This window comes from Peribacillus sp. NPDC097895, assembly GCF_050277555.1.
In the GTDB taxonomy this organism is placed as follows: Bacteria; Bacillota; Bacilli; order Bacillales; family DSM-1321; genus Peribacillus.
Genome location: NZ_JBNNSH010000007.1, coordinates 133,833 through 152,908 on the forward strand (window position 1 = coordinate 133,833; position 19,076 = coordinate 152,908).

The window sequence follows — 19,076 nt, forward strand, 5'->3', positions numbered from 1 at the left end:
ATTAATATACCATACCCTCCTACCCTATGCAAAGAAAGTGATTTATGTTCAGTATTTACTACAATTTTAGTTCTTTATTCATTTCGTTAGGATTTGGCCTTACTATATGGCCTAGCAACTAAGCTCACTTTCACATTATAAGGGACAGGTGAGTAGCGGTTCATCCATACATTTTTATTAAAACATTAACCATAACCAAGTTGGGCTTCACTATCAATTAATTGTAATTGATACTGCCTAATCAATTCTATTAATAACTTACTATATATTTTCTCGCCCGCTTCATTTTCTATTGTACTATACCCTGCTTCTTGTAATGCTGTCGCCTGTTCCGTATAAGTTTTAGCAGAAAATAAACCATTCTTTTCATATCGGGGATTTTTAGTTAAAAAAGCTGCATGATCTTGGAGAGAATCGGAAATCGTATCATACACTCTAAAGTCAGCTTGAATATTCTCTTCATGAAATTCTCTCGTACTAATATTTGCCGACTTGCCATCCCAGTTATAACTTTTTATCCCAAATATATTGTTATACTTCACAGACAACTCTGATTTTCCCCAACCGGATTCCAATATAGCTTGTGCTATTGTAATAGAAGGAAGAATACCATTTTCTTTATAATTATCAATGGCCCCCTCTTTTATGCTGGAAATGAAAGTCACTTGCACGCTATCATTATTTTCTATATTTGAGCTAGTCTCATCATTTAAATATTTCAAATATGCATTGACTTCTTTTTTTTGTTTTTCACTATAAGCTAACGCTTCAATCACTTCATCAACCTCTTTCAATCGATATTGATTTTTCTTCTTCTCAATAAACAGATTTGCCGTCTTTTCTATTTCTTGCTTTGTCATTGCGTCTAGTGCATATTCCACACTCGCTATCGCAGCAACGTCTTTCCAGTTCACTTGTATTTTCCCAATACTTGTCTCATCAACAACATTTTGAATTTCTTTCATTTTTTCTGTAGAAATTGAGTTAATATCAAATAATTTTATAACATTCAGAGCTCCTATCAATATCAATGCAAAAATAATAATTTTCCCTAATCTTGCTCGTTTCACTTTTCTTCCCCTTTTCATCCCTTATTTGGAACATCGAAAGTCCATCTCTGATTAATATAGTACCTTTCATATGTCACAACAGTATGACAAAAAAAGCATCACCAATGTGGTGATGCCCTACTGTGTTTCAAACCATATCGTAAAATGAATGTTCATCTCGTTTAAAGTAACTTCATATTTTAAATCATTTTTAGCCAATATATTGGCTACTATTGCCAAGCCCAATCCCGTTCCAGAAATTTCTTTATTTCTCGATTCTTCTATCACATAAAAAGAATCCCATATATTTTGCAAATGTTCTTCTTTTACTATTGTTGTTTTATTTTTTATTTCGAATTTCAAACTGCCGTCAAAATCATTCTCCAATGTTATGACAAAAAAGTCTTCTTCCCCATACTTAATGGCGTTGCTAATAAGGTTGTTAAATACAATTTCCATTTGACTTTTATCTGCTTTTACGAAACATTTTTCAGCTGATACTAGGTGATCGCGAACTTCTATGCCTTTATTATTCGATAAGATTTTATAATGTTTAATTATCTGTTGGAGAAACTCTCTTAAATCGAACGTTTCTTTGCTGGCATCCACGGCTTGCACTTTAGCAAGCATAATTAAATGATCTACCATATCAGATGTATTTTTCACTTGTTCTAAGATAACATTTGTATATGTGCCATCATCTAGGCCATCCTTTATGCCTATTGTATAGGCTTGAATTAATGATAATGGTGTTTTTACTTCATGGGATATGTTTGATACCAATGTATTTAAATTTTGATTTTTCATTTCTAATTGGAAATGGGCATTTTTTAAGCGAGTGCTCATATCATTGATACTGTGAGATAATTCCTCTATTTCATCTCCCGACTTTATATTTACTTGTTTAAAGTTCAAATTGGCAATATCTTTTGCCACACTTTGTAGTTTTTCTAATGGTGTAATGATTTTTTTAGAATAATAAGCGACTAACAATAAGATAATGATGATTCCGAAAACTATGGAGTAAAAATTTAATTGATTGATAATTTTCAGTGCATCGGTATTATGAACGACAACTGTACCGATTAAAACAAGATGCCCCTCCTGTTCATACAATAAAGTCAGAAAGCTTGACTTTATCTTCCCTTGATTATATAACTGTTTAACTGTCTTACCCTCGTTAACCTTTTTTATTGTATCTTCCGTTATCCAAAACTTATTCAATGGAATTTTTTCTTTGTATAGGCTAAATTGCATTAGCTCATTCAGTTCATCGATATTACTTTTATTTTCGATGATAACGATTGTTACATTGTTAGTAATTTCAGTGGAATTTTCAATTTCCATTAATTTATTGATACTCAAATCATTTATTTCATCATAAGTTGATGTGAGTTTTTGCTTCATTTTATACAAATAATAATCAGGCAAAAAATAGTTGTTTAATAAATAAGATATACCGAAAACGATAACCATTATTATACTGACCATGGATAATAATTTAGTGCTTATTTTATTGCTCTTTATCATGGAAGCTATACCCCAATCCCCTATGAGTGAGAATGTTGTGAGCCCCAATCTTATCCCTCAATCTATTAATATGCGTGTCGACTGTTCTTTCTTCCCCGATATAACTCATCCCCCATACCATTGATAACAAAGTATCCCTGGACAATATTTGCCCCTTATTTTTATATAAAAATGCCAACAACTCAAATTCTTTTTTGTAAAGGATTACTTCATTACCATTTTTATATACCTTCAGTCTAAGCAAGTCGATTTTCAAATCCCTGATCCCTACTATTTTTTCCATACCAAGCATCTTTTTCACCCTAAGAATCAATATTCGCGGATCAAATGGTTTTCGTATATACTCATCGGCTCCAATATCTAGTGCACTGAATTCATCATCATTAGATGATCTAGCTGTCAGCATCACTACTTTCACCAAGCTCACTTTCTTTATTTCAGAACAGACTTCCATTCCGTTTAATTTCGGCATCATCCAATCCAACACAACCAAATCGATTTTATTAGAAAAGAAGAGGTTCAAAGCCTCATCACCATCATAAGCAACATACACATTAAATCCTTCTTTCTCGAAATAAGTCTTCAATATGACTGTCAACCGTTTTTCATCATCAGCTATCAAAATGTTCATTGAAAACTCTCCTTATACATCCAAAAAAGTGAAACCTTAATATAAGACTTCACTTTCTTTTTATGTTTTATTACAAATAGAAGTTATTTCCCCATTAATTCCTTTTTCAGCACATTCCAAATCGGATTATTTATTTCTATTTCTTCACGGTTTGGCTTTTCTCCATGATCTAACGCCTCCCAGTATTTCCAGTTAGGCGCCTGGTTCCCGAGTTGATAATCCATCCCCTCCCAAGTATCTTCACGGAATGCATAAAAGGCCCAATGCCACCCATATTCATTGAAAACTGAAATTAAGTCTTCAATATACCTGTCAGAGCCTTCAACTCTACGATTAATACCAAATTCTTCGGCAATAATTCGATTATCTGGTATATTATTTTCTTTTGCCCACTTCCTAACAGGTTCTAAAAATTCCTTTAAGGCACTTTTATCAAATGTTTTCACTGTTTGCTGTTCTCCAACTCTCACGGGACCAGGGTATTTATATTTAAAGCCTTTTCTTTTATTTTGACTAGTCATTTCATATGGCTCATACATATGGAACGCATATAAAACCTTATCATCCTTAATTGGTTTTAAATATTCAAATGCCCATGGCGTGGCATAAAGACCCGAATTAAGAATAATCGGTGTTTCTTTATCCACAGTTCGAACAGAATGTACAATTGTTTTATACAATTCATTTAAATCTGCTGCTGTATGTTCTACATTGTTATACCACTCCCTATAATCCCCTGTCCAAAAATCATTGAATCCTGTAGCTGTTTCGGGATGTGGTTCATTAATCAAGTTATAACCTACCACAGCCGGATGATCTTTTAATCTCTGTGCAAGATCTCTCCAGAATAAAGCGGATTGTTGATGATATCTAAAATCTTTCCAAATGCGATCATCGTTTTCATAATTGTTAAACTGTCTCCACCGGTTTCCTGGAAGACTGAGTACTGTCAAAACAACCTTAGATCCACGTTCATACGCAGCATCCAAATCTGCCTTCAATTTAGAAAAATCTTCCTCATCAATACCTTTGTATTCATCTGCGTTTCCCATTAAAAAATCTCTTTTAGGATGATCATCAGGCTGGTCATTAAACAAAAAGTCATAGTCTTTTGCCCATTTATCGGGAGCCAAACGAATAAATTCAATATTAAACTCATTGGCTGCTTTATAGTTTTCAGGCAAGGATTTGGAATTCATGAAATTCGTTCCTCTTTTCTGTTCATCCCAAAACCCTACTTTACCACTAGAGGTGTCGTCAGCTATTAGTTCTAGCTCCTCCTCTTCCTTCGGAATCATCGTACTGCATCCAGATACGAATAATGCCATCATTGTCAATATAAAGGAAATCAAAATTTTAAATGTCTTCATGTAGTTCTCCCCTAGTCTTTATTTTTTTCAAGTTCACCACTCAAATGTATTGTAGAAAACGTTTGTTACAGGAATGTCACAATGAATATTGAACAAAAAAGAATGATTTCCTTCGCTTACAGGACATCATTTAAGATAGGTTCCTATATAGTAAGAAACAATTCCACATTGAATTTTTGCTTCTCGAAAACATAAAAAAAACGCAGGGGATACATTTTTTCATGTATCCTCTGCGTTTTGTATGTTCATTTTGAGTTAAAATGACAAAATGTGATGCTTACAGTCCGTTTGAACTATTATGATTCCTTTTCTTTTTCACTAAAAGGATGATGGCAATGATAAAAGCTACCACGCTATAGATCCAGGTAAACATAAAGGCCAGGCCCAATCCAATATTTGCATCCATATAATCGCTTTTCACGTGATCTATGGCTAAATATAGAAGTGGTGCACCTCCAATGATGAGCAGGATGACCAAGAGAACATTCAATTTCGGGTTCCTTGTTGATAAAATCATAATGATAAAGGATAGTAAGAGAAACGCTTCTGATGCTATCGTCAAAGTTACCAGATTGCTCATCATAATTCACTCCTAATCGTGGTTGTATAAATGGAATATTTTAGATGTGTTCACTTATATATATGTTCCTTTTCAATCCTTTTTCATTTATCCCATAATATTTATTAATCATTCACTTTGTTTACTGCTGAATATAAGCACATCTTTTTAAAAAAACCTGAATACCTCCAAAAGGCAATGAAGGATCCAGGTTTCATGTTAATGTTTCTTTGATAATTGCAATGCATTCTTGATGCTTTTCAGTGATTTTGAGCTTCCATACATCAAGACTCCACCACGATAGATTTTTGCTCCGATTATTCCAAGTAAAACAATGGTTAAGATCAATACTGCAATGCTGATGGCGATTTCCCAAAATGGGACATCGAGCATGCCTACGCGTAGGAACATGATCATTGGCGTGAAAAATGGAATGAAAGAGGTAATCGTAATATAACTGGCTGAAGGATTACCCAGTCCAAACATCGCAATCATAAAGGCAATGACCACCAACATGGTCATCGGTGAAATCATTTGCTGGACATCTTCAATTTTGCTGACAACGGACCCAAGGCATGCCGCAAGAGTCGCGTACAGAAGATAGCCAAGCAATGCGAAAATGATCGCATAAATGATCGTGGAGATATTGATGTTGCCGAAACCAAAAAATGAAAAGAATCCTTCATTCATACCTTTCAGGTTTTGTTTAATCGAGAAATAGCCCACTCCAAAAAATAAAATCATTTGAGTAAGACTAAGCAAAGCTACCCCCATTATTTTGGCAAACATCTGCGTGACTGGCGGGACACTTGAAATCAGGATTTCCATGACTCGTGATGTTTTTTCAGTGGCTACTTCCATTGCAATCATCGTTGCATACATCAATACACCGAAGTAAATGACGAATAAGAGCACATACACGAGACCGCGTGCTTGATTAAGATCTTCTTCCGTTTTGGCATTCTTCTGGAGCGCAACCGTTTCAAAGGCTGGCGGTGTATTCAATCGAGCGATTTGCTGCTCTGTCAATTTCAATTCCTTCGCCGTTATTTGACCTTTCAATTGGGTAAGTGCGAGAAGCAAATCATTGCTTACCATGGAATCTGAAATTTGATTCGCTTTATACGTTCCCTTGAAGCCGACGCTGTCATCGTTTTCGATTAACAGATACCCAACGATTTCTTCAGCGCTAATCATTTCCTCCGCTTCCTTTTCATCCTTGGCAGAGATTACCGAGAGATCTCCGTTCACACTTGCTACCGCATTTTTATAAGGAGCAAATAAGCGATTTTCAGTTTGATCGATAACGGCAACCTTTACCTGATCATTACTATCGAAAGTATCAATAAGCTTCGAAATATTCGAAAGAACAAGAATCAAGGCCATCATAATGATTGTAGAAATGATAAAGGATTTCGTTTTTAATTTTGATAGATATGTATGGGAAAGAACAATCCAAAATTTATTCATAGACTGCACCTACTTTTTCAATGAAAATATCAGTCAGCGAAGGTTCTTCCAATTCGAATTTCCGAACGAACCCTCTCGGAACAAGATCACGAATCATGGTCTCGGCTACATCTTCACCAGTGACTTGAAGGATTTTCCCTTCCATCGTGTTCTTAACTTTTGTTACACCAGGATAGCTATCCAAGAAAGATAAATCAAAATCAGCTTTAATCGACACATTCTTTTTACCAAAAGAACGTTTAATTTCTTTTAATTTTCCAGCCACAACCGGGGAACCTTTATGCATGATGCATAAATGCTCACACATTTCCTCAACATGCTCCATGCGATGGCTCGAGAAAACGATTGTCGTCCCGCCGTCCCTTAAGTCGATGACCGCTTTCTTCAGAATTTCCACATTAACCGGATCCAGCCCGCTAAATGGTTCGTCAAGAATAAGCAATTCTGGTTTATGTATCATGGAAGCGATCAGCTGGATTTTTTGCTGATTTCCCTTTGAAAGCTCTTCAACTCGCTTATCGATGTACTCGGGTACCATAAAGCGGTCTAACCAATACTCTAGCTCTTTCAAAGCATCCCGTTTATTCATCCCTCTTAATCTAGCCAAATACACTATTTGATCGCGCACCTTCAGTTTAGGATATAGCCCCCGTTCCTCCGGAAGATAACCAATCAATGAGCTATTCGTATAATCGATTTTCTTACCATTCCAACTTATTTCTCCTTCAGTTGGGTCAAGCAGGCCGAGTACCATTCGAAACGTGGTCGTTTTCCCCGCTCCGTTCCCACCTAAAAACCCAAACATTTCTTTCTCTGGGATCGTTAAATCAAGCTGATTGACAGCTGTGAAATCCCCAAATTTTTTCGTGACTTCCTTGATTTGTAAAGCCAATGGACAACCTCCTATTATATGATTCTTTATCTATATTATCGGAAATGTTTTCCAAATTCAACTATCACCAAGAAAAAACTCACTCCTATTCTCCTACGATTATATGCAAATTCCAAGAAAGAAATTTCCATTATCCACCATTTTAAAAGAAATGCAAAATTTGCAATAAGACTTTTCTGCGAATCTTAGAAATACTCCTCTTATTGCATGACATGGAGTTATTCACATTCCCGTAACGTCTCCATCCTCCCCCTAACAGCCAGTATGTCACGAAACTGAATAGCCTTATGTCCCCTTTCCCATTTGTACATTTGGAGATTTTGCTTTTTTTAAAACAAAAGATTCACAAAAGAGTGATTGGGTACAATATGAACAGAACTATAAAGAATAAATGGTCCAAAATAATATTTTGCCAAACAGTAAACTAAATATTTTGAAGCATCAGGAGGAAGTAAATGATTAATGGAAAAGTGGCGCTGATATTAGAAGATAAAATTAACGTTATTAAAAATGGTGAAAAATCCATTTATTTAGTTGGCCCCATCAAATTACCTGTTAACTTAGATGGCGAAACAACTGTATTCCAATGGTATTGCTGGTTACCATGTGAGAATATGGCAGGTCATTTTTGTAATGATGGCTCTTATAATATGGAAAAGATCATTGAAACTTTAGCCTCTTCCAATTTAGCGGAAATGCAGCAATCCAGTGTGTTACTGTATGGAGATTTTCAACATTCAGCTGATGCACTTATCCGGATGCATAGTATTTGTCATACTGGCGATATATTTGGCAGCAAACGCTGTGATTGTGGCTTTCAATTAAAGCATGCTATGAAAATGATTGCGAATCAAGGAACTGGTGCTTTATTTTATTTAGCCAATCACGAAGGAAGAGGCATCGGATTATTTAGTAAAGCCATGGCTTATGTACTGCAAGAAAAAGGATTGGATACAGTGGAAGCGAATTTGGAGCTTGGATTTGTGGATGATGCACGTAACTATGATGACGCCATTCAAGTATTAAAAAACCTGCGCTCTAATCCAGTGACTCTCATCACCAACAATCCAAGAAAATTAGAAGCCCTTCAAAAGTCAGGTGCCAATGTTGCAGGCAGAGTTCCATTATGGGGAGATATTTCCGAGTTTAATGAAAAATATTTAAAAACTAAAGTGGTACGTTCCGGTCATTTAAAAGATAATAAAAATGAATGACTGGTTTGTTTTATATGAAATTGTTTATACCCCTGAATAGGTTTGAATTGTTGGAATAATCGGGAGAACCACAAGAATCGTTGAATGTATTATCCAGTTAATATGCTTTAAAAAATCATTTGTCATGGAAATCAAATGTGTTATTAAAAGATTATTTGATAAAAAAGTAACAAAAGATTTTCGATTCGACCAAACTATTTGTTGAAAAAGGAATTTATTCCAAAAAACGTATTCAATACTGAGTTTCTCACAATGTCATTCAATTCAATCGCAGATTTTTGGATAAATAAAAAAAGAGGGAATATCTCCCCTCTTTCTATATGTTGTTATATATCCTATGTCCACATAGCTACAAATTTGATGACCTTCCCTTCCTTATTTGCTTATGCTGCTCGAATCGTTTTGCAAAACACAATCATTCTTCCCGATGATATGGTTAATCAGCATAACAATTAAGGGTGTAATTGCACCGATATAGATATTTTCTATTCCTAATGGATTACCGATAGATACCAGACAGTTGTCGTAACTACTGCAAAGTGCATTCCCAAGACTGCACCTCGGCCACTGCTAAAACGCGGGAAATAAATCAGCAAAACAACAATGACGGCTAGAGTGGTTCTTAATGCCCTAGCAAAGCAGACCGTGCTTAGTATATCTGGAGCGAAGATCGCAAATGGAATGGGAATCCGCCCTATAACAATTGTAGCAGTCCTGGCAAATCGCAGTGAATTCTTGTCATGATATCTTTATTGAAATTGGATATAGAAGAGAGCTAAAGTTAAATTACCAAAAAGAACACTTAATGTTTTTCCTAACCCTTCTCAGTTAACCTTGGATTTTTCCATTAATGACAACACACTTCCCATTTGTAGGTTGCTTTATCACCTTTCCATCCTTGATGTATACAGTGTAAGTATTATTGACTTTAGCATCTAATCTTGCTAGGTCTCCCATTCCTGCTATGATATTTTTGACAGCTTCCCTCTTCAGATTATTCATAACTTGCTTTTTCCATTGTTCCCGTTTGTTTTTTTGTATATTTTCATCAACCATCAGGATCCCATCCTTCTTGTTTGATTTATGTCTTCTCCGATAATAGTGTATTATTTTTTTATCATCTTTGTTACCCATCTGCTTTTCCTTATTGGGTGATTTTATTTTTAACAGCACAGGTTACGGTAAAATTAAAAAATATACAAGTAAGGGGATAAAATAAAATGGCTTACGTAGTGATAACAAGAAAATACATAAAAACAGGATGCAACGGAAAGTTGCACCCTGTCTGAAAAAGGGGTTTGCTTCATTTCGAATCAGCATAAATTCTCTGCGATAAACACCTCATCTACTTTAGAGTAAATACTGGCATCTGACTAGAGTTTACCATCCAAAGCAACCATCCCCTATATCTTAAAAGTTTTATCAACTTTCAAAACATAAATGACAATTATTGAATGAGTTTTCTGCTTTTACGTGCAAGAGAACCATCTCCTTGCTCGAATCGATTTTTTAATGAAGCTACCTGTAGTTAAGTTAAACGTCTTTAACTAACACCTTCTTTACTATATGATGTGAATCATACGTAATCAGTAGCCCCTTCTTCTTTATTTATAATGACCATCAGCGGTAAAAAAATAACTGGTTGTTTATGGATATCGAGAATTGTTTAAAATCAAGTTATAGCTACATAATGAAACTTGGTGAATGAACTCATTAGTACGCACCGTCTACACAAATCGAAAAGGAATAAATTATTTTTTACCGCTTTTATTTAGGAACTTATATAGTTGAATAAAAGCCTATTGATTCACTAGTTAAAGAATATTTTTATTGGTTCCATTATTTTGGAATGGGATGGGGCTTCTTATTGTCTTTTTTATCAGTTACTGAAGGTTATTTTCATGGTAATTTAAACTCAACGGCATAACAAATTCTTTGTTCTTAACGATCCTTTTTAGCACATTAATTAACAGATAAACTCTAAACTAAGCTCAACTCTCGTCAGTGGAAATGGCGGGAAATGAGCAAAAATAAAAAGGCCGCCACTCAGTTAGTTTTCACCGACTTGGACAACCACTTGCAGTCTTTATTTTATCGTTAATAATGAGATCAATTGTAAAAGAAATTGCCTTTAGTTTTCGGTATCAAACAACTAAATAGTGTAATAATACTATCAACAAGGATTCTCATCCTTGTTGAAGATGTCTAAATGCACCGACTACAGCAGTCATTATACCCGATTTATCACCCATGTTAAATTCTTTGTAGAACGTTACTATGCAGATACGATGCTAGAGGAAAAAGACAATATACTCTTTGAACAGATCGCTACCTTGTATCCCCAGGCGATGGATGGCGCTTTTAAAATTAAGGATTATATCAAGCAGGTGAATGGAAAAACCATTCCGAATGATGAACTTACGTATCTTGCTGTCCATATTCACAGATTAATTTCGTATAATCACCTTTGTTGAAATACGAATAATATTAAATACATCCATTATTAAGTTGGCAATGTTACTCAGACTAAATTAGACTGCTTGCTTAGTCATGGTAAGTGGCCCTTTTTGTTAAGTCGGACTCAAGAGAACGCTATTTTTAAAGACCATTGAACACTTACATTCACAAATAAATAGTTAGAATATTTCGCAAACAATTTAAAATAAAAAATATATGTTGTTTATATATTAATAAATACCGGAGCTTGGAAATCCAAGCTCCTTTTACCATGTTTTTCATCTATTACTTCTTCCACTAACCTGCCCCTATAGTTCCATAAGAAAAAGAGCTGCTAATCAGCTCTTGGCATTCCAGTAACGCATCCATTAGTTGAAGAACAAAATAATCTATATATACCCTCACTCTAACGGTTTCCAATTTGGGTCCTTTATATCTGACTTTTTTGCATTTCTTACATCCTGCAAACTTCTTTCTCCTTTAGCCCCAATTTTTTAAAAATTTTGTTGTGCTTCTCTAAAGGAAACATAATTGGCTCCATCATCATCTGGATATTCATATTGGTAGCCATCCTCTTCCCAAAAACAGATTTCACAAATTTCATACGTTCCTGGAGGTTCTTCATCTAATGTTTTATATCCACAGCAAGGACAAGTATATTTCATATAATCACCTCTTAGTTGTTTGTTTTTCTTTTTATAGTTTAGTTAATCATCATTCTTCAACTAACCTACCTCGGTTAGTTACATAAAGAAAAAGCTGCCTTAAAGACAGCTCCGATCTCAACTAATGCACTGTTAGTTTACTTTGACCTAAACGCATCCCGTTAGACAAAATAAAAAAGGCCCAAACCCCTGTGATATTAAGGATTTGAGCCTTTGGTAGTTGATGACCTGTGAGGGATTCGAATATACAAAAAAAGAATAAATGGTTTTTGTCCCTAATTAGAAATATAATTTAGTAGATATATGATAAGTAAGTATGAAAAGGTGGAGTTTGATTGGATATTTTATGGTGGGGATTAACGATTGTCTTATTTGCTTTAAGTTTTATAGGAATTGTCTATCCTATTATTCCCTCGGTTGTTGCCATTTGGGGAGGATTTGCAGTTTATCAATTCCTCATTAATTCCGATGAGTTATCCTTATGGTTCTGGATCAGTATGATTGTGTTGAGCGGTGTATTAATCGCGGCCGACATCATCGCAAATAGTTATTTTGTTAAAAAGTATGGGGGATCGAAAACATCCGAGACAATAGCAGCTATTGCCACGATTGTTGGTTCATTTATCTTCCCTCCTTTTGGAATTATTCTCGTACCATTTTTAGCAGTCCTCGTTACGGAATATATCATTCAAAAAGATATAATGAAGGCTACTAAAGTTGGGTTTGCAACTATCATCGGTTTTTTAGGCGGCAGTTTAGCCAAAGTATTCATTCAATTATTGATGATTGTTTGGTTTATTTTAGCGGTAATTTTTTAATTATTTGTCAACGGCCACAATAAGAAAAAGCTGACTTTCAACAGTCAGCTTTTTCAATTCAATTTAAGTTTAAGCCATTAGCTCTTGTTCCAAGTTTATCTTTTTGTATTTGCCTTCTTCTCCAAGAACTTCATTTTGGGTTAGTGTTCTTTGTAAAGTCTGAAGTATCGTATATTTGATTGTATGTATTCGTTGCGGGTCAGCTTCAATCAGCTCTTTTAATTTTGTATTATTTCCGTGACCATTAATCGCGTATTCTTTCCACCTTCCGAGCAAATCCTCTTTTCCGATCGAATTTGAGTTTACTGAACACGGTTATGTTTGTATTTCTCATTTTTATCTTTGGTTCATTCACAGTTAGAACATGGCTATATTACTTGAGACTTAGAAAGCGTAATGAATTTAGTTTGTAACCTAAAATTTCAAAAAAACAGCTCATCCTTTAAAGTTTGAGCTGTTTTTGGATTTCTATCTATTGATTCTTGAAATTATTTCTGTGATGTAGTATTGGAGAGGTACACTGATAATATTGAGTATTTACAGTGGGAATGGTAATGGAGTTGGATAAGCATGTATGTTTTATTACATATTTCAAATAGGATTTTCACTAGACTTAGAGCTTAGAAATAGTGAAAAAATTAAGCACGAGGCGCTGGCCGATAAAAAGAAGAGAGCAACTGTAAACTACACAGCTGCCCTCCTGATTTTCTCCAAGATCCATTATTAATCTCGTAATTCTGTACAATGAAGTATTTAATCTACCGGACGGTCATCAAAATCATAGTCTACCGTGCCAGGAGCTACACGTGCATTTGTTAATGCCGGAGTTTCCGGACGGGCAATTTGATACACACTGGCACCGACAATTTCAGCTGCTTGCTGCAATTTTTCTTTCGATATCTTATCCAGTGTATCTGTAGGCTGGTGATACCAAGGCTCTACAGGAGAATGGATAAACAAGGCGGATGGAATGCCAAGCTCATGGAATGGTTGGTGGTCACTCCTGCCCAGCTGTCCATAAGGAATCGCAACATCCATCGTTCTGGCCCCTGCTGAGGAACCCAGGTCCGTCACAAGGTTTTTCATTCCATCAATGGTATACATAATCAAACCACCTGCAGGATTATCCTCGCCAGCATCACGTCCGCCTATCATATCCATTTGGAAGTGAGCCACCATGCGGTCTACGTCCTCTTTGGGAAGGGAATCTGCATAGAAGGATGATCCAACGAGCCCTCTTTCCTCAGATCCGAACGTGAGGAAGCGAATTTCAGTATCAATTGGCGTTTTGGCCAGGATCCTTGCCAGTTCCAGAACAGCTGATACACCCGAAGCATCATCGTTTGCACCAGGGCCGCCCGGGACAGAATCATGATGGGCTCCAACAGTCACGATTTGACCATTATCCTTATTGGCTTTTGGTTTTAGGGAAGCGATGACATTGTAGGATGTCTTTTCGATTCTTTCAGCTTTTCCCACTTCCAGAGTGGACGTGATTTGTTTAGTCTTAAGCTGTTCGACCAACTCTAACCCTTGGGCTTGGGTAATGGCTACAGCAGGTATATTTTGCCCCGCTGATACTTGTCCGAAATTATTTCCTGATGGTGAGTTGTTGTACATTAAAACGCCAACCGCTCCTTTATTTAGGACATTCTGAATCTTTTCAACAAAGGTAATGTCCCCACGTTCAACTAGTGCAATTTTTCCAGATACATTTTCTCCAACTTCCTCTGGCTTTGCTTTTCCAACATTAACAAGTTCGGCCGTTACCTTCCCGCTGATACTGCCGCTGATGGCACGCGGTGTTCCTCCTAAATCACTGTCACCAATTTTCACTTTTACATTTTGCACCGTATCATAGATGGGAAAAGGCTGAACCTTTGTTTCAAAACCAAGACTCTTAAACTGACTTTCTATGTATTTGACTGCACGGAGCTCCCCTTCTGTACCAGCAGCCCTCGGTTGCTCTGATAGATAGGCAATCGTATTATACATATTGTCCGCACTAATTTTTTTGATAACTTTGTTATCAAAAGCTGTGTCAGATTGGGCATTTGTTGCCCCGTTTGTTTGTGCAAATACTGTACCAGTTGATAGAACCATACCCGCAGCTAATAGTACTGTTAGTGATTTTCTATACATATAATCCCTCCTTCTTCATAATCTTCCTAATTATGTATTTAACTGAATAGTTTGTAAATGAGTCGTTAGTCTTTAAATTCCAACTATCAATCGGTGTCTGACACCCGCTCTCATACTAATAAGTTGGTAAATGAACAAAAAGAAAGAGCGTGTTTTGAAAAAAGTTTAATCAAAATACGCTCTTAATATTATTCAATTGAATTTATTCTTTTATAAAAAATTCGATCATTCTGTGACCCTTATTAAATTTAAGGCTCTTCACATCTTAGTGAGAGACAAATCATAAACCAAATATATTTTAAAATTCCTAAAATTAGTCACATTTAATTCTGAAATATACATTAAGTTATCTCCCTATAACCTCAACTTTATGATTATTTTATTTTTCCATTAGACTTTACGGTCATGCACTAGATAGCGCTGATGAAAACGCAGCAGAACACTTTGCAACATATTAGATTTTAAAGAAATAAAATAGAAAAAATTGTGTGAATGTGTAAACAATAAAACTCTTTTTAGCTTATCAAATTTTTGCCACCATTCATCTGTATTACTTCAAACTAAATCTCCTGTAACAACAGAAAAACCTTGATATCACAAGAATACCAAGGCTTTATTGTAGTGACCTGTGAGGGGTTCGAACCCACGACCCCTTCCCTGTCAATGAAGTGCCTCAAGATATGATTCCCAACCAAGTTTTAACGGCCGTCGCTAAAATCAGTAGGGCGAGTATGACTTGCAGAACTTTTACATTCATTTTTTTTCCGGTCATCACCCCAAGCGGGGATGCAATTAAACTAGCAACAATCATGATCAATGCCGGGTAGTAATCGACTTGTCCTGTTGAGATTTTTCCTGCTGTTGCGCCAATCGATGAAATGAAAGTGATGGCTAGTGAAGATGCGATCGTCACCCTGGTTGGAATCCTTAAAACGATAAGCATGATGGGAACTAATAAAAAGCTCCCTCCGGCTCCAACAATACCAGCGCCTATTCCAACGATCAAGGCTAGGATGGCCGCAAGCCATTTGTTAAAGGTCACTAACTCCAAAGGAATGTCATCTATTCCGTTCTTCGGAATGAACATCATGACAGCCGCGATCAACGCCAAAATGCCATAGACGATATTGACTCCGTTTTCCGTCATCGATTGTGATCCAAAACTTCCAGCCACGCTTCCGATTAAAACACTGATTCCCATATAGAGAATGAGCGTTTTATTTAAATGTCCGCTCTTACGATAGCTCCATACACCTCCGATAGAAGCAAATAAAACTTGTACGGCACTTATACCTGTCACATCATGGGCACTAAATGCTACTAGCCCGAAGATTGGCGGGATAAACAGAAGCATTGGATAATTTATTATCGAGCCGCCGATGCCAAGCATTCCAGAAACGTATGAACCTATAAATCCAATTAAAAAGATGGTAATGATAAAAGTAATATCCATTTTAAGTCTCTCCCTTAAAAGAAGGGCACCTAAATAGGTCCCCTTCTCTTTATCAGCCTTTTCTAATCCAAAATTTCAGTATATCATTTTCTACTGTCGTTTCCACTAGTTCATGGCCGCCGGATTTTGACCAAGCCGCTAAGTCGGCTTTAGCTCCTTTATCCGTTACATGTATTTCCAGCACTTGCCCTGTTTGCAGATCATTCATCGCTTTTTTCGTTTTTACAATCGGCATTGGACAAGCAAGTCCCTTTGCATCTAACACTTTATCTGAATTCATATTACATCTCTCCTATTTTCTTGATTTCATGTTTTTATTAAGCTTAACGAACCGCACAACGATTTGGTCCAATCTCCATTTCACGCTGTTTTTCAACATCAGGTTCGATTTTCCCCATATTCGTTTCGCGGATATCTTGAAAAGCGTTTGGTTGAGGTGGTAAATTACCTGTTACCAGCTCTCTGAATTCCGCTTCATCCTCAATGTTCAATCCATGATTTTCAACAAACAACGTTCCCAATTTTTTAGCGACACTTCCGTCTTCATTTAATTCAGCAATGATCATGAAATGTGCTGGCAATACGATTAACTCATCTGATAATTCTCTATAGCGTGAATAAAGTGTTTCTCTCAAGTCCCCTACCCAATCTTCAGCCAACCCGGCTAGGTCAGGTCTGCCGATGGAATCGATGAATAAAATATCTCCAGAAAGCAAGTATTTACCATCGACCACAAATGATGTGGAACCAATGGTATGGCCTGGGGAGTATAATGAATGGATATCAATCGCTGTATGACCGATCGTTAACACTTTGCCGCTTGCTAATGGCTGATATTCAAAAGTTACCTCCGTTGCATCTTTTGGCGGCAGCCAGTATGTTGCATTCGTTCTTTCCGCAATACGTCTTCCACCTGAAATATGGTCGGCATGGAGGTGTGTATCAAGAACATGTTTGATTTTCACTCCGATACGATCGGCAAAATCAATGTAGGCATCAATCATCCTTGTAGAGTCAATAACGGCTGCTTCACCATTGGATATGACCATGTAAGACAAACAGCCTTTACCAAGCCGGACAAATTGATAGATTTCGCCGCCATCTGTCAAATCACCGATTTTCACTGGTTCCAAATGCTCGCTCCATACTTTCATTCCGCCCTTTAAATAAGAAACATCCAGTCCTGCTTCTGATAACATCTCGGCCACCATAACAGATGAACCTTCTTTTGCACATACAACCAAGATTTCTTTATTCTCCGGAATATGTTCGATGATTTCTTCCACGCCATCCAGTAAATTAAAGTAAGGGACATTGAGAAATGTAAAATTCTCCCCTTCAATTTTCCAATCGGTAAAATCATGTTCATTTCGAACATCTAAAATGAATAAATCAGTTTTATTGATTACTTTCTTTGAAACCTCTGCGGCAGTCATTGAATTAAATGTCACACTTTTATACCCCCTATAGTATTTTAAAATCCAAATTTTTTTCTATTCATTCACTGATATTTGTGTAGGACCGTTCCACTGGCTCATGCCAGGTACAACATTGATCACTTGTACAAAACCTGCTGCCATTAGTTTTCGTGCAGCAAGATCACTCCGGCTGCCAGTACGGCAAATGACAAATATCTCGGACTTTTTATCAAACTCTCCCATACGTTTTTCCAATTCACCCATTGGAAAGGATTTAGCTGTTGGAATATGATTAAAAGCATACTCTGCTGCTTCTCGAACATCCAAGATAATCGTGTTTTGATTTTCTTCGATTTTTTGAAGAAGTTCTTCATTTGAAATGACATTTTCATGCTTCTTCTCTTTTTGTTCTTCTCCACCTGCTTTCCGAAGATAATGTTTCAAAAATGAAGCTTCTTCAACTGTACCCAAATATTGATGACCTGTACTTTCTGCCCACGCTTTCATATCGGCAGTTGATCCTTTATCAGTCGCTTGAACTTCCAGCACTTCCCCTGCTTCCAGACCGTTCATGGCCTTTTTCGTTTTTACGATTGGCATTGGACAAGCTAAGCCTTTGGCATCCAAAACGGAATTTGTCTTAATCATGTTATATCCTCCTTGTTTTTGAATAGGACTGGGGGTATTTTGTGATTTAAAAATTATTCTGTTGGACCTTCCCATTCATTCATTCCGCCCATCATGTTCACCACTTTATACCCATGATTCTCAAGTAACTGGGCTGCTCTTGAACTTCTGCCCCCTGAACGGCAGACCATGATATATTCCTTTGATTTATCTAGATCCTGCATTTTAAATTCCATTAATCCCAATGGGATGTGCAATGCATTCGGCATTTTCCCTGCCTTAACTTCATCTACCTCCCGCACATCAATAATATGGATTGGGGTGTTTCCCATCATTAATGCATGCACTTCATTCGGTAAAATTTCTTTCATGATTTTGTGACCCTCCTTTTTAATCGCGCCATGAGCTCATGCCGCCTTTTACGTTGGTGACTTCTGTAAATCCGAGTTTTTTCAATGCCTTACTTGCACTGCTGCTCCTCATTCCACTTTGGCAAATTACAACCACTTCTTTATCTTTTGATAGTTCTTGTGCCCTTTTGCCAAGTTCGTTTAAAGGAATATTTTTAAAGCCTTTAATGTGTTTGCCCCTATATTCATTAGGAGTGCGGACATCAATGAATTGCTTACTCCCTTTGTTATTCAACTCAGCTTTTAACTCGGTCGCAGTTATATTGTTTATACCCTTTTTCGGAAAAAAACGCTGATATAAAAACCAAACGATTACACCTAGTATGAAGATATTCACTATAGTTCCCATCTTGCTTCATCCCTCCCTTACT

18 protein-coding genes and 2 pseudogenes are annotated in these 19,076 nt (G+C 36.5%); 3 read left to right on the top strand and 17 right to left on the bottom strand.

Annotation, left to right across the window (positions count from 1 at the left end):
* Window positions 1-185 precede the first annotated feature (185 nt).
* From ACQKMH_RS24235 to ACQKMH_RS24265, 7 genes are all read right to left on the bottom strand, one after another.
* Window positions 186-1,070: a glycoside hydrolase family 73 protein gene (locus tag ACQKMH_RS24235; protein WP_427589893.1), complete on the bottom strand. Its 885-nt coding sequence runs from the start codon at window positions 1,068-1,070 to the stop codon at window positions 186-188.
* A gap of 117 nt (window positions 1,071-1,187) precedes the next feature.
* Window positions 1,188-2,579, bottom strand: coding sequence for a HAMP domain-containing sensor histidine kinase (locus ACQKMH_RS24240; RefSeq protein WP_427589894.1), 1,392 nt, complete (start codon window positions 2,577-2,579; stop codon window positions 1,188-1,190).
* Window positions 2,563-3,210 carry a response regulator transcription factor gene (locus tag ACQKMH_RS24245; RefSeq protein WP_289324727.1) on the bottom strand — a complete coding sequence of 216 codons (648 nt, stop codon included), beginning with the start codon at window positions 3,208-3,210 and terminating at the stop codon, window positions 2,563-2,565. Before ACQKMH_RS24245 ends, ACQKMH_RS24240 begins: the two co-directional genes overlap by 17 nt.
* Before the next feature lie 83 nt (window positions 3,211-3,293).
* On the bottom strand, window positions 3,294-4,541 hold the full coding sequence (locus ACQKMH_RS24250) for a glycoside hydrolase family 5 protein (protein WP_427589966.1): 1,248 nt from the start codon (window positions 4,539-4,541) through the stop codon (window positions 3,294-3,296).
* A 316-nt stretch (window positions 4,542-4,857) separates the two neighbouring features.
* Window positions 4,858-5,163 (bottom strand): hypothetical protein, encoded by a 306-nt coding sequence (locus tag ACQKMH_RS24255; protein WP_427589895.1) that lies wholly within the window; start codon window positions 5,161-5,163, stop codon window positions 4,858-4,860.
* 195 nt (window positions 5,164-5,358) lie between these two features.
* A complete protein-coding gene (locus ACQKMH_RS24260) occupies window positions 5,359-6,609 on the bottom strand; it encodes an ABC transporter permease (protein ID WP_427589896.1) in 1,251 nt (416 codons plus the stop codon).
* Complete coding sequence (locus tag ACQKMH_RS24265) at window positions 6,602-7,501, bottom strand: ABC transporter ATP-binding protein (RefSeq protein WP_427589897.1); 900 nt, start codon at window positions 7,499-7,501, stop codon at window positions 6,602-6,604. Before ACQKMH_RS24265 ends, ACQKMH_RS24260 begins: the two co-directional genes overlap by 8 nt.
* A gap of 455 nt (window positions 7,502-7,956) precedes the next feature.
* Between ACQKMH_RS24265 and ACQKMH_RS24270 the strand changes: the two genes are divergently transcribed.
* Entirely contained in the window at window positions 7,957-8,715 is a 759-nt protein-coding gene (locus ACQKMH_RS24270; protein WP_427589898.1) for a GTP cyclohydrolase II, read from the top strand.
* 828 nt (window positions 8,716-9,543) lie between these two features.
* On the opposite strand, the gene ACQKMH_RS24275 is transcribed toward ACQKMH_RS24270, so the two are convergent.
* Window positions 9,544-9,849: a hypothetical protein gene (locus ACQKMH_RS24275; RefSeq protein WP_427589899.1), complete on the bottom strand. Its 306-nt coding sequence runs from the start codon at window positions 9,847-9,849 to the stop codon at window positions 9,544-9,546.
* Window positions 9,850-10,943: 1,094 nt separating this feature from the next.
* Between ACQKMH_RS24275 and ACQKMH_RS24280 the strand changes: the two are divergent.
* Window positions 10,944-11,189 (top strand): annotated as a pseudogene (locus ACQKMH_RS24280) (PRD domain-containing protein); the annotation flags it as partial.
* Between the two features lie 384 nt (window positions 11,190-11,573).
* Here ACQKMH_RS24280 and ACQKMH_RS24285 read toward each other — a convergent pair.
* Window positions 11,574-11,837, bottom strand: a pseudogene (locus ACQKMH_RS24285) (CPCC family cysteine-rich protein).
* A 335-nt stretch (window positions 11,838-12,172) separates the two neighbouring features.
* Here ACQKMH_RS24285 and ACQKMH_RS24290 point away from each other — a divergent pair.
* Window positions 12,173-12,655, top strand: coding sequence for a DUF456 domain-containing protein (locus ACQKMH_RS24290; protein WP_427589900.1), 483 nt, complete (start codon window positions 12,173-12,175; stop codon window positions 12,653-12,655).
* 69 nt (window positions 12,656-12,724) lie between these two features.
* On the opposite strand, the gene ACQKMH_RS24295 is transcribed toward ACQKMH_RS24290, so the two are convergent.
* The 8 genes from ACQKMH_RS24295 to ACQKMH_RS24330 form a co-directional block, all read right to left on the bottom strand.
* A complete protein-coding gene (locus ACQKMH_RS24295; protein ID WP_427589901.1) occupies window positions 12,725-12,931 on the bottom strand; it encodes a hypothetical protein in 207 nt (68 codons plus the stop codon).
* A 477-nt stretch (window positions 12,932-13,408) separates the two neighbouring features.
* Window positions 13,409-14,797 (bottom strand): M28 family peptidase, encoded by a 1,389-nt coding sequence (locus ACQKMH_RS24300; protein ID WP_427589902.1) that lies wholly within the window; start codon window positions 14,795-14,797, stop codon window positions 13,409-13,411.
* A 673-nt stretch (window positions 14,798-15,470) separates the two neighbouring features.
* Window positions 15,471-16,250 carry a sulfite exporter TauE/SafE family protein gene (locus ACQKMH_RS24305; RefSeq protein WP_427589903.1) on the bottom strand — a complete coding sequence of 260 codons (780 nt, stop codon included), beginning with the start codon at window positions 16,248-16,250 and terminating at the stop codon, window positions 15,471-15,473.
* Window positions 16,251-16,302: 52 nt separating this feature from the next.
* On the bottom strand, window positions 16,303-16,530 hold the full coding sequence (locus ACQKMH_RS24310; RefSeq protein WP_230156581.1) for a sulfurtransferase TusA family protein: 228 nt from the start codon (window positions 16,528-16,530) through the stop codon (window positions 16,303-16,305).
* Window positions 16,531-16,573: 43 nt separating this feature from the next.
* A complete protein-coding gene (locus ACQKMH_RS24315; RefSeq protein WP_427589904.1) occupies window positions 16,574-17,701 on the bottom strand; it encodes an MBL fold metallo-hydrolase in 1,128 nt (375 codons plus the stop codon).
* A gap of 42 nt (window positions 17,702-17,743) precedes the next feature.
* Window positions 17,744-18,316, bottom strand: coding sequence for a sulfurtransferase TusA family protein (locus ACQKMH_RS24320; RefSeq protein WP_427589905.1), 573 nt, complete (start codon window positions 18,314-18,316; stop codon window positions 17,744-17,746).
* A 53-nt stretch (window positions 18,317-18,369) separates the two neighbouring features.
* Window positions 18,370-18,666 (bottom strand): rhodanese-like domain-containing protein, encoded by a 297-nt coding sequence (locus ACQKMH_RS24325; RefSeq protein WP_427589906.1) that lies wholly within the window; start codon window positions 18,664-18,666, stop codon window positions 18,370-18,372.
* Window positions 18,667-18,685: 19 nt separating this feature from the next.
* Window positions 18,686-19,054, bottom strand: coding sequence for a rhodanese-like domain-containing protein (locus ACQKMH_RS24330; RefSeq protein WP_427589907.1), 369 nt, complete (start codon window positions 19,052-19,054; stop codon window positions 18,686-18,688).
* Window positions 19,055-19,076: the final 22 nt, after the last annotated feature.

What these genes read in the sequence shown, in the direction of transcription:
- ACQKMH_RS24300 (WP_427589902.1), bottom strand. Translation starts at nt 14,797, where the DNA reads ATGTATAGAAAATCACTAACAGTACTATTAGCTGCGGGTATGGTTCTA.
- ACQKMH_RS24275 (WP_427589899.1), bottom strand. Translation starts at nt 9,849, where the DNA reads ATGGGTAACAAAGATGATAAAAAAATAATACACTATTATCGGAGAAGA.
- ACQKMH_RS24325 (WP_427589906.1), bottom strand. Translation starts at nt 18,666, where the DNA reads ATGAAAGAAATTTTACCGAATGAAGTGCATGCATTAATGATGGGAAAC.
- ACQKMH_RS24240 (WP_427589894.1), bottom strand. Translation starts at nt 2,579, where the DNA reads ATGATAAAGAGCAATAAAATAAGCACTAAATTATTATCCATGGTCAGT.
- ACQKMH_RS24330 (WP_427589907.1), bottom strand. Translation starts at nt 19,054, where the DNA reads ATGGGAACTATAGTGAATATCTTCATACTAGGTGTAATCGTTTGGTTT.
- ACQKMH_RS24270 (WP_427589898.1), top strand. Translation starts at nt 7,957, where the DNA reads ATGATTAATGGAAAAGTGGCGCTGATATTAGAAGATAAAATTAACGTT.
- ACQKMH_RS24255 (WP_427589895.1), bottom strand. Translation starts at nt 5,163, where the DNA reads ATGATGAGCAATCTGGTAACTTTGACGATAGCATCAGAAGCGTTTCTC.
- ACQKMH_RS24245 (WP_289324727.1), bottom strand. Translation starts at nt 3,210, where the DNA reads ATGAACATTTTGATAGCTGATGATGAAAAACGGTTGACAGTCATATTG.
- ACQKMH_RS24310 (WP_230156581.1), bottom strand. Translation starts at nt 16,530, where the DNA reads ATGAATTCAGATAAAGTGTTAGATGCAAAGGGACTTGCTTGTCCAATG.
- ACQKMH_RS24260 (WP_427589896.1), bottom strand. Translation starts at nt 6,609, where the DNA reads ATGAATAAATTTTGGATTGTTCTTTCCCATACATATCTATCAAAATTA.
- ACQKMH_RS24305 (WP_427589903.1), bottom strand. Translation starts at nt 16,250, where the DNA reads ATGGATATTACTTTTATCATTACCATCTTTTTAATTGGATTTATAGGT.
- ACQKMH_RS24250 (WP_427589966.1), bottom strand. Translation starts at nt 4,541, where the DNA reads ATGATGGCATTATTCGTATCTGGATGCAGTACGATGATTCCGAAGGAA.
- ACQKMH_RS24320 (WP_427589905.1), bottom strand. Translation starts at nt 18,316, where the DNA reads ATGATTAAGACAAATTCCGTTTTGGATGCCAAAGGCTTAGCTTGTCCA.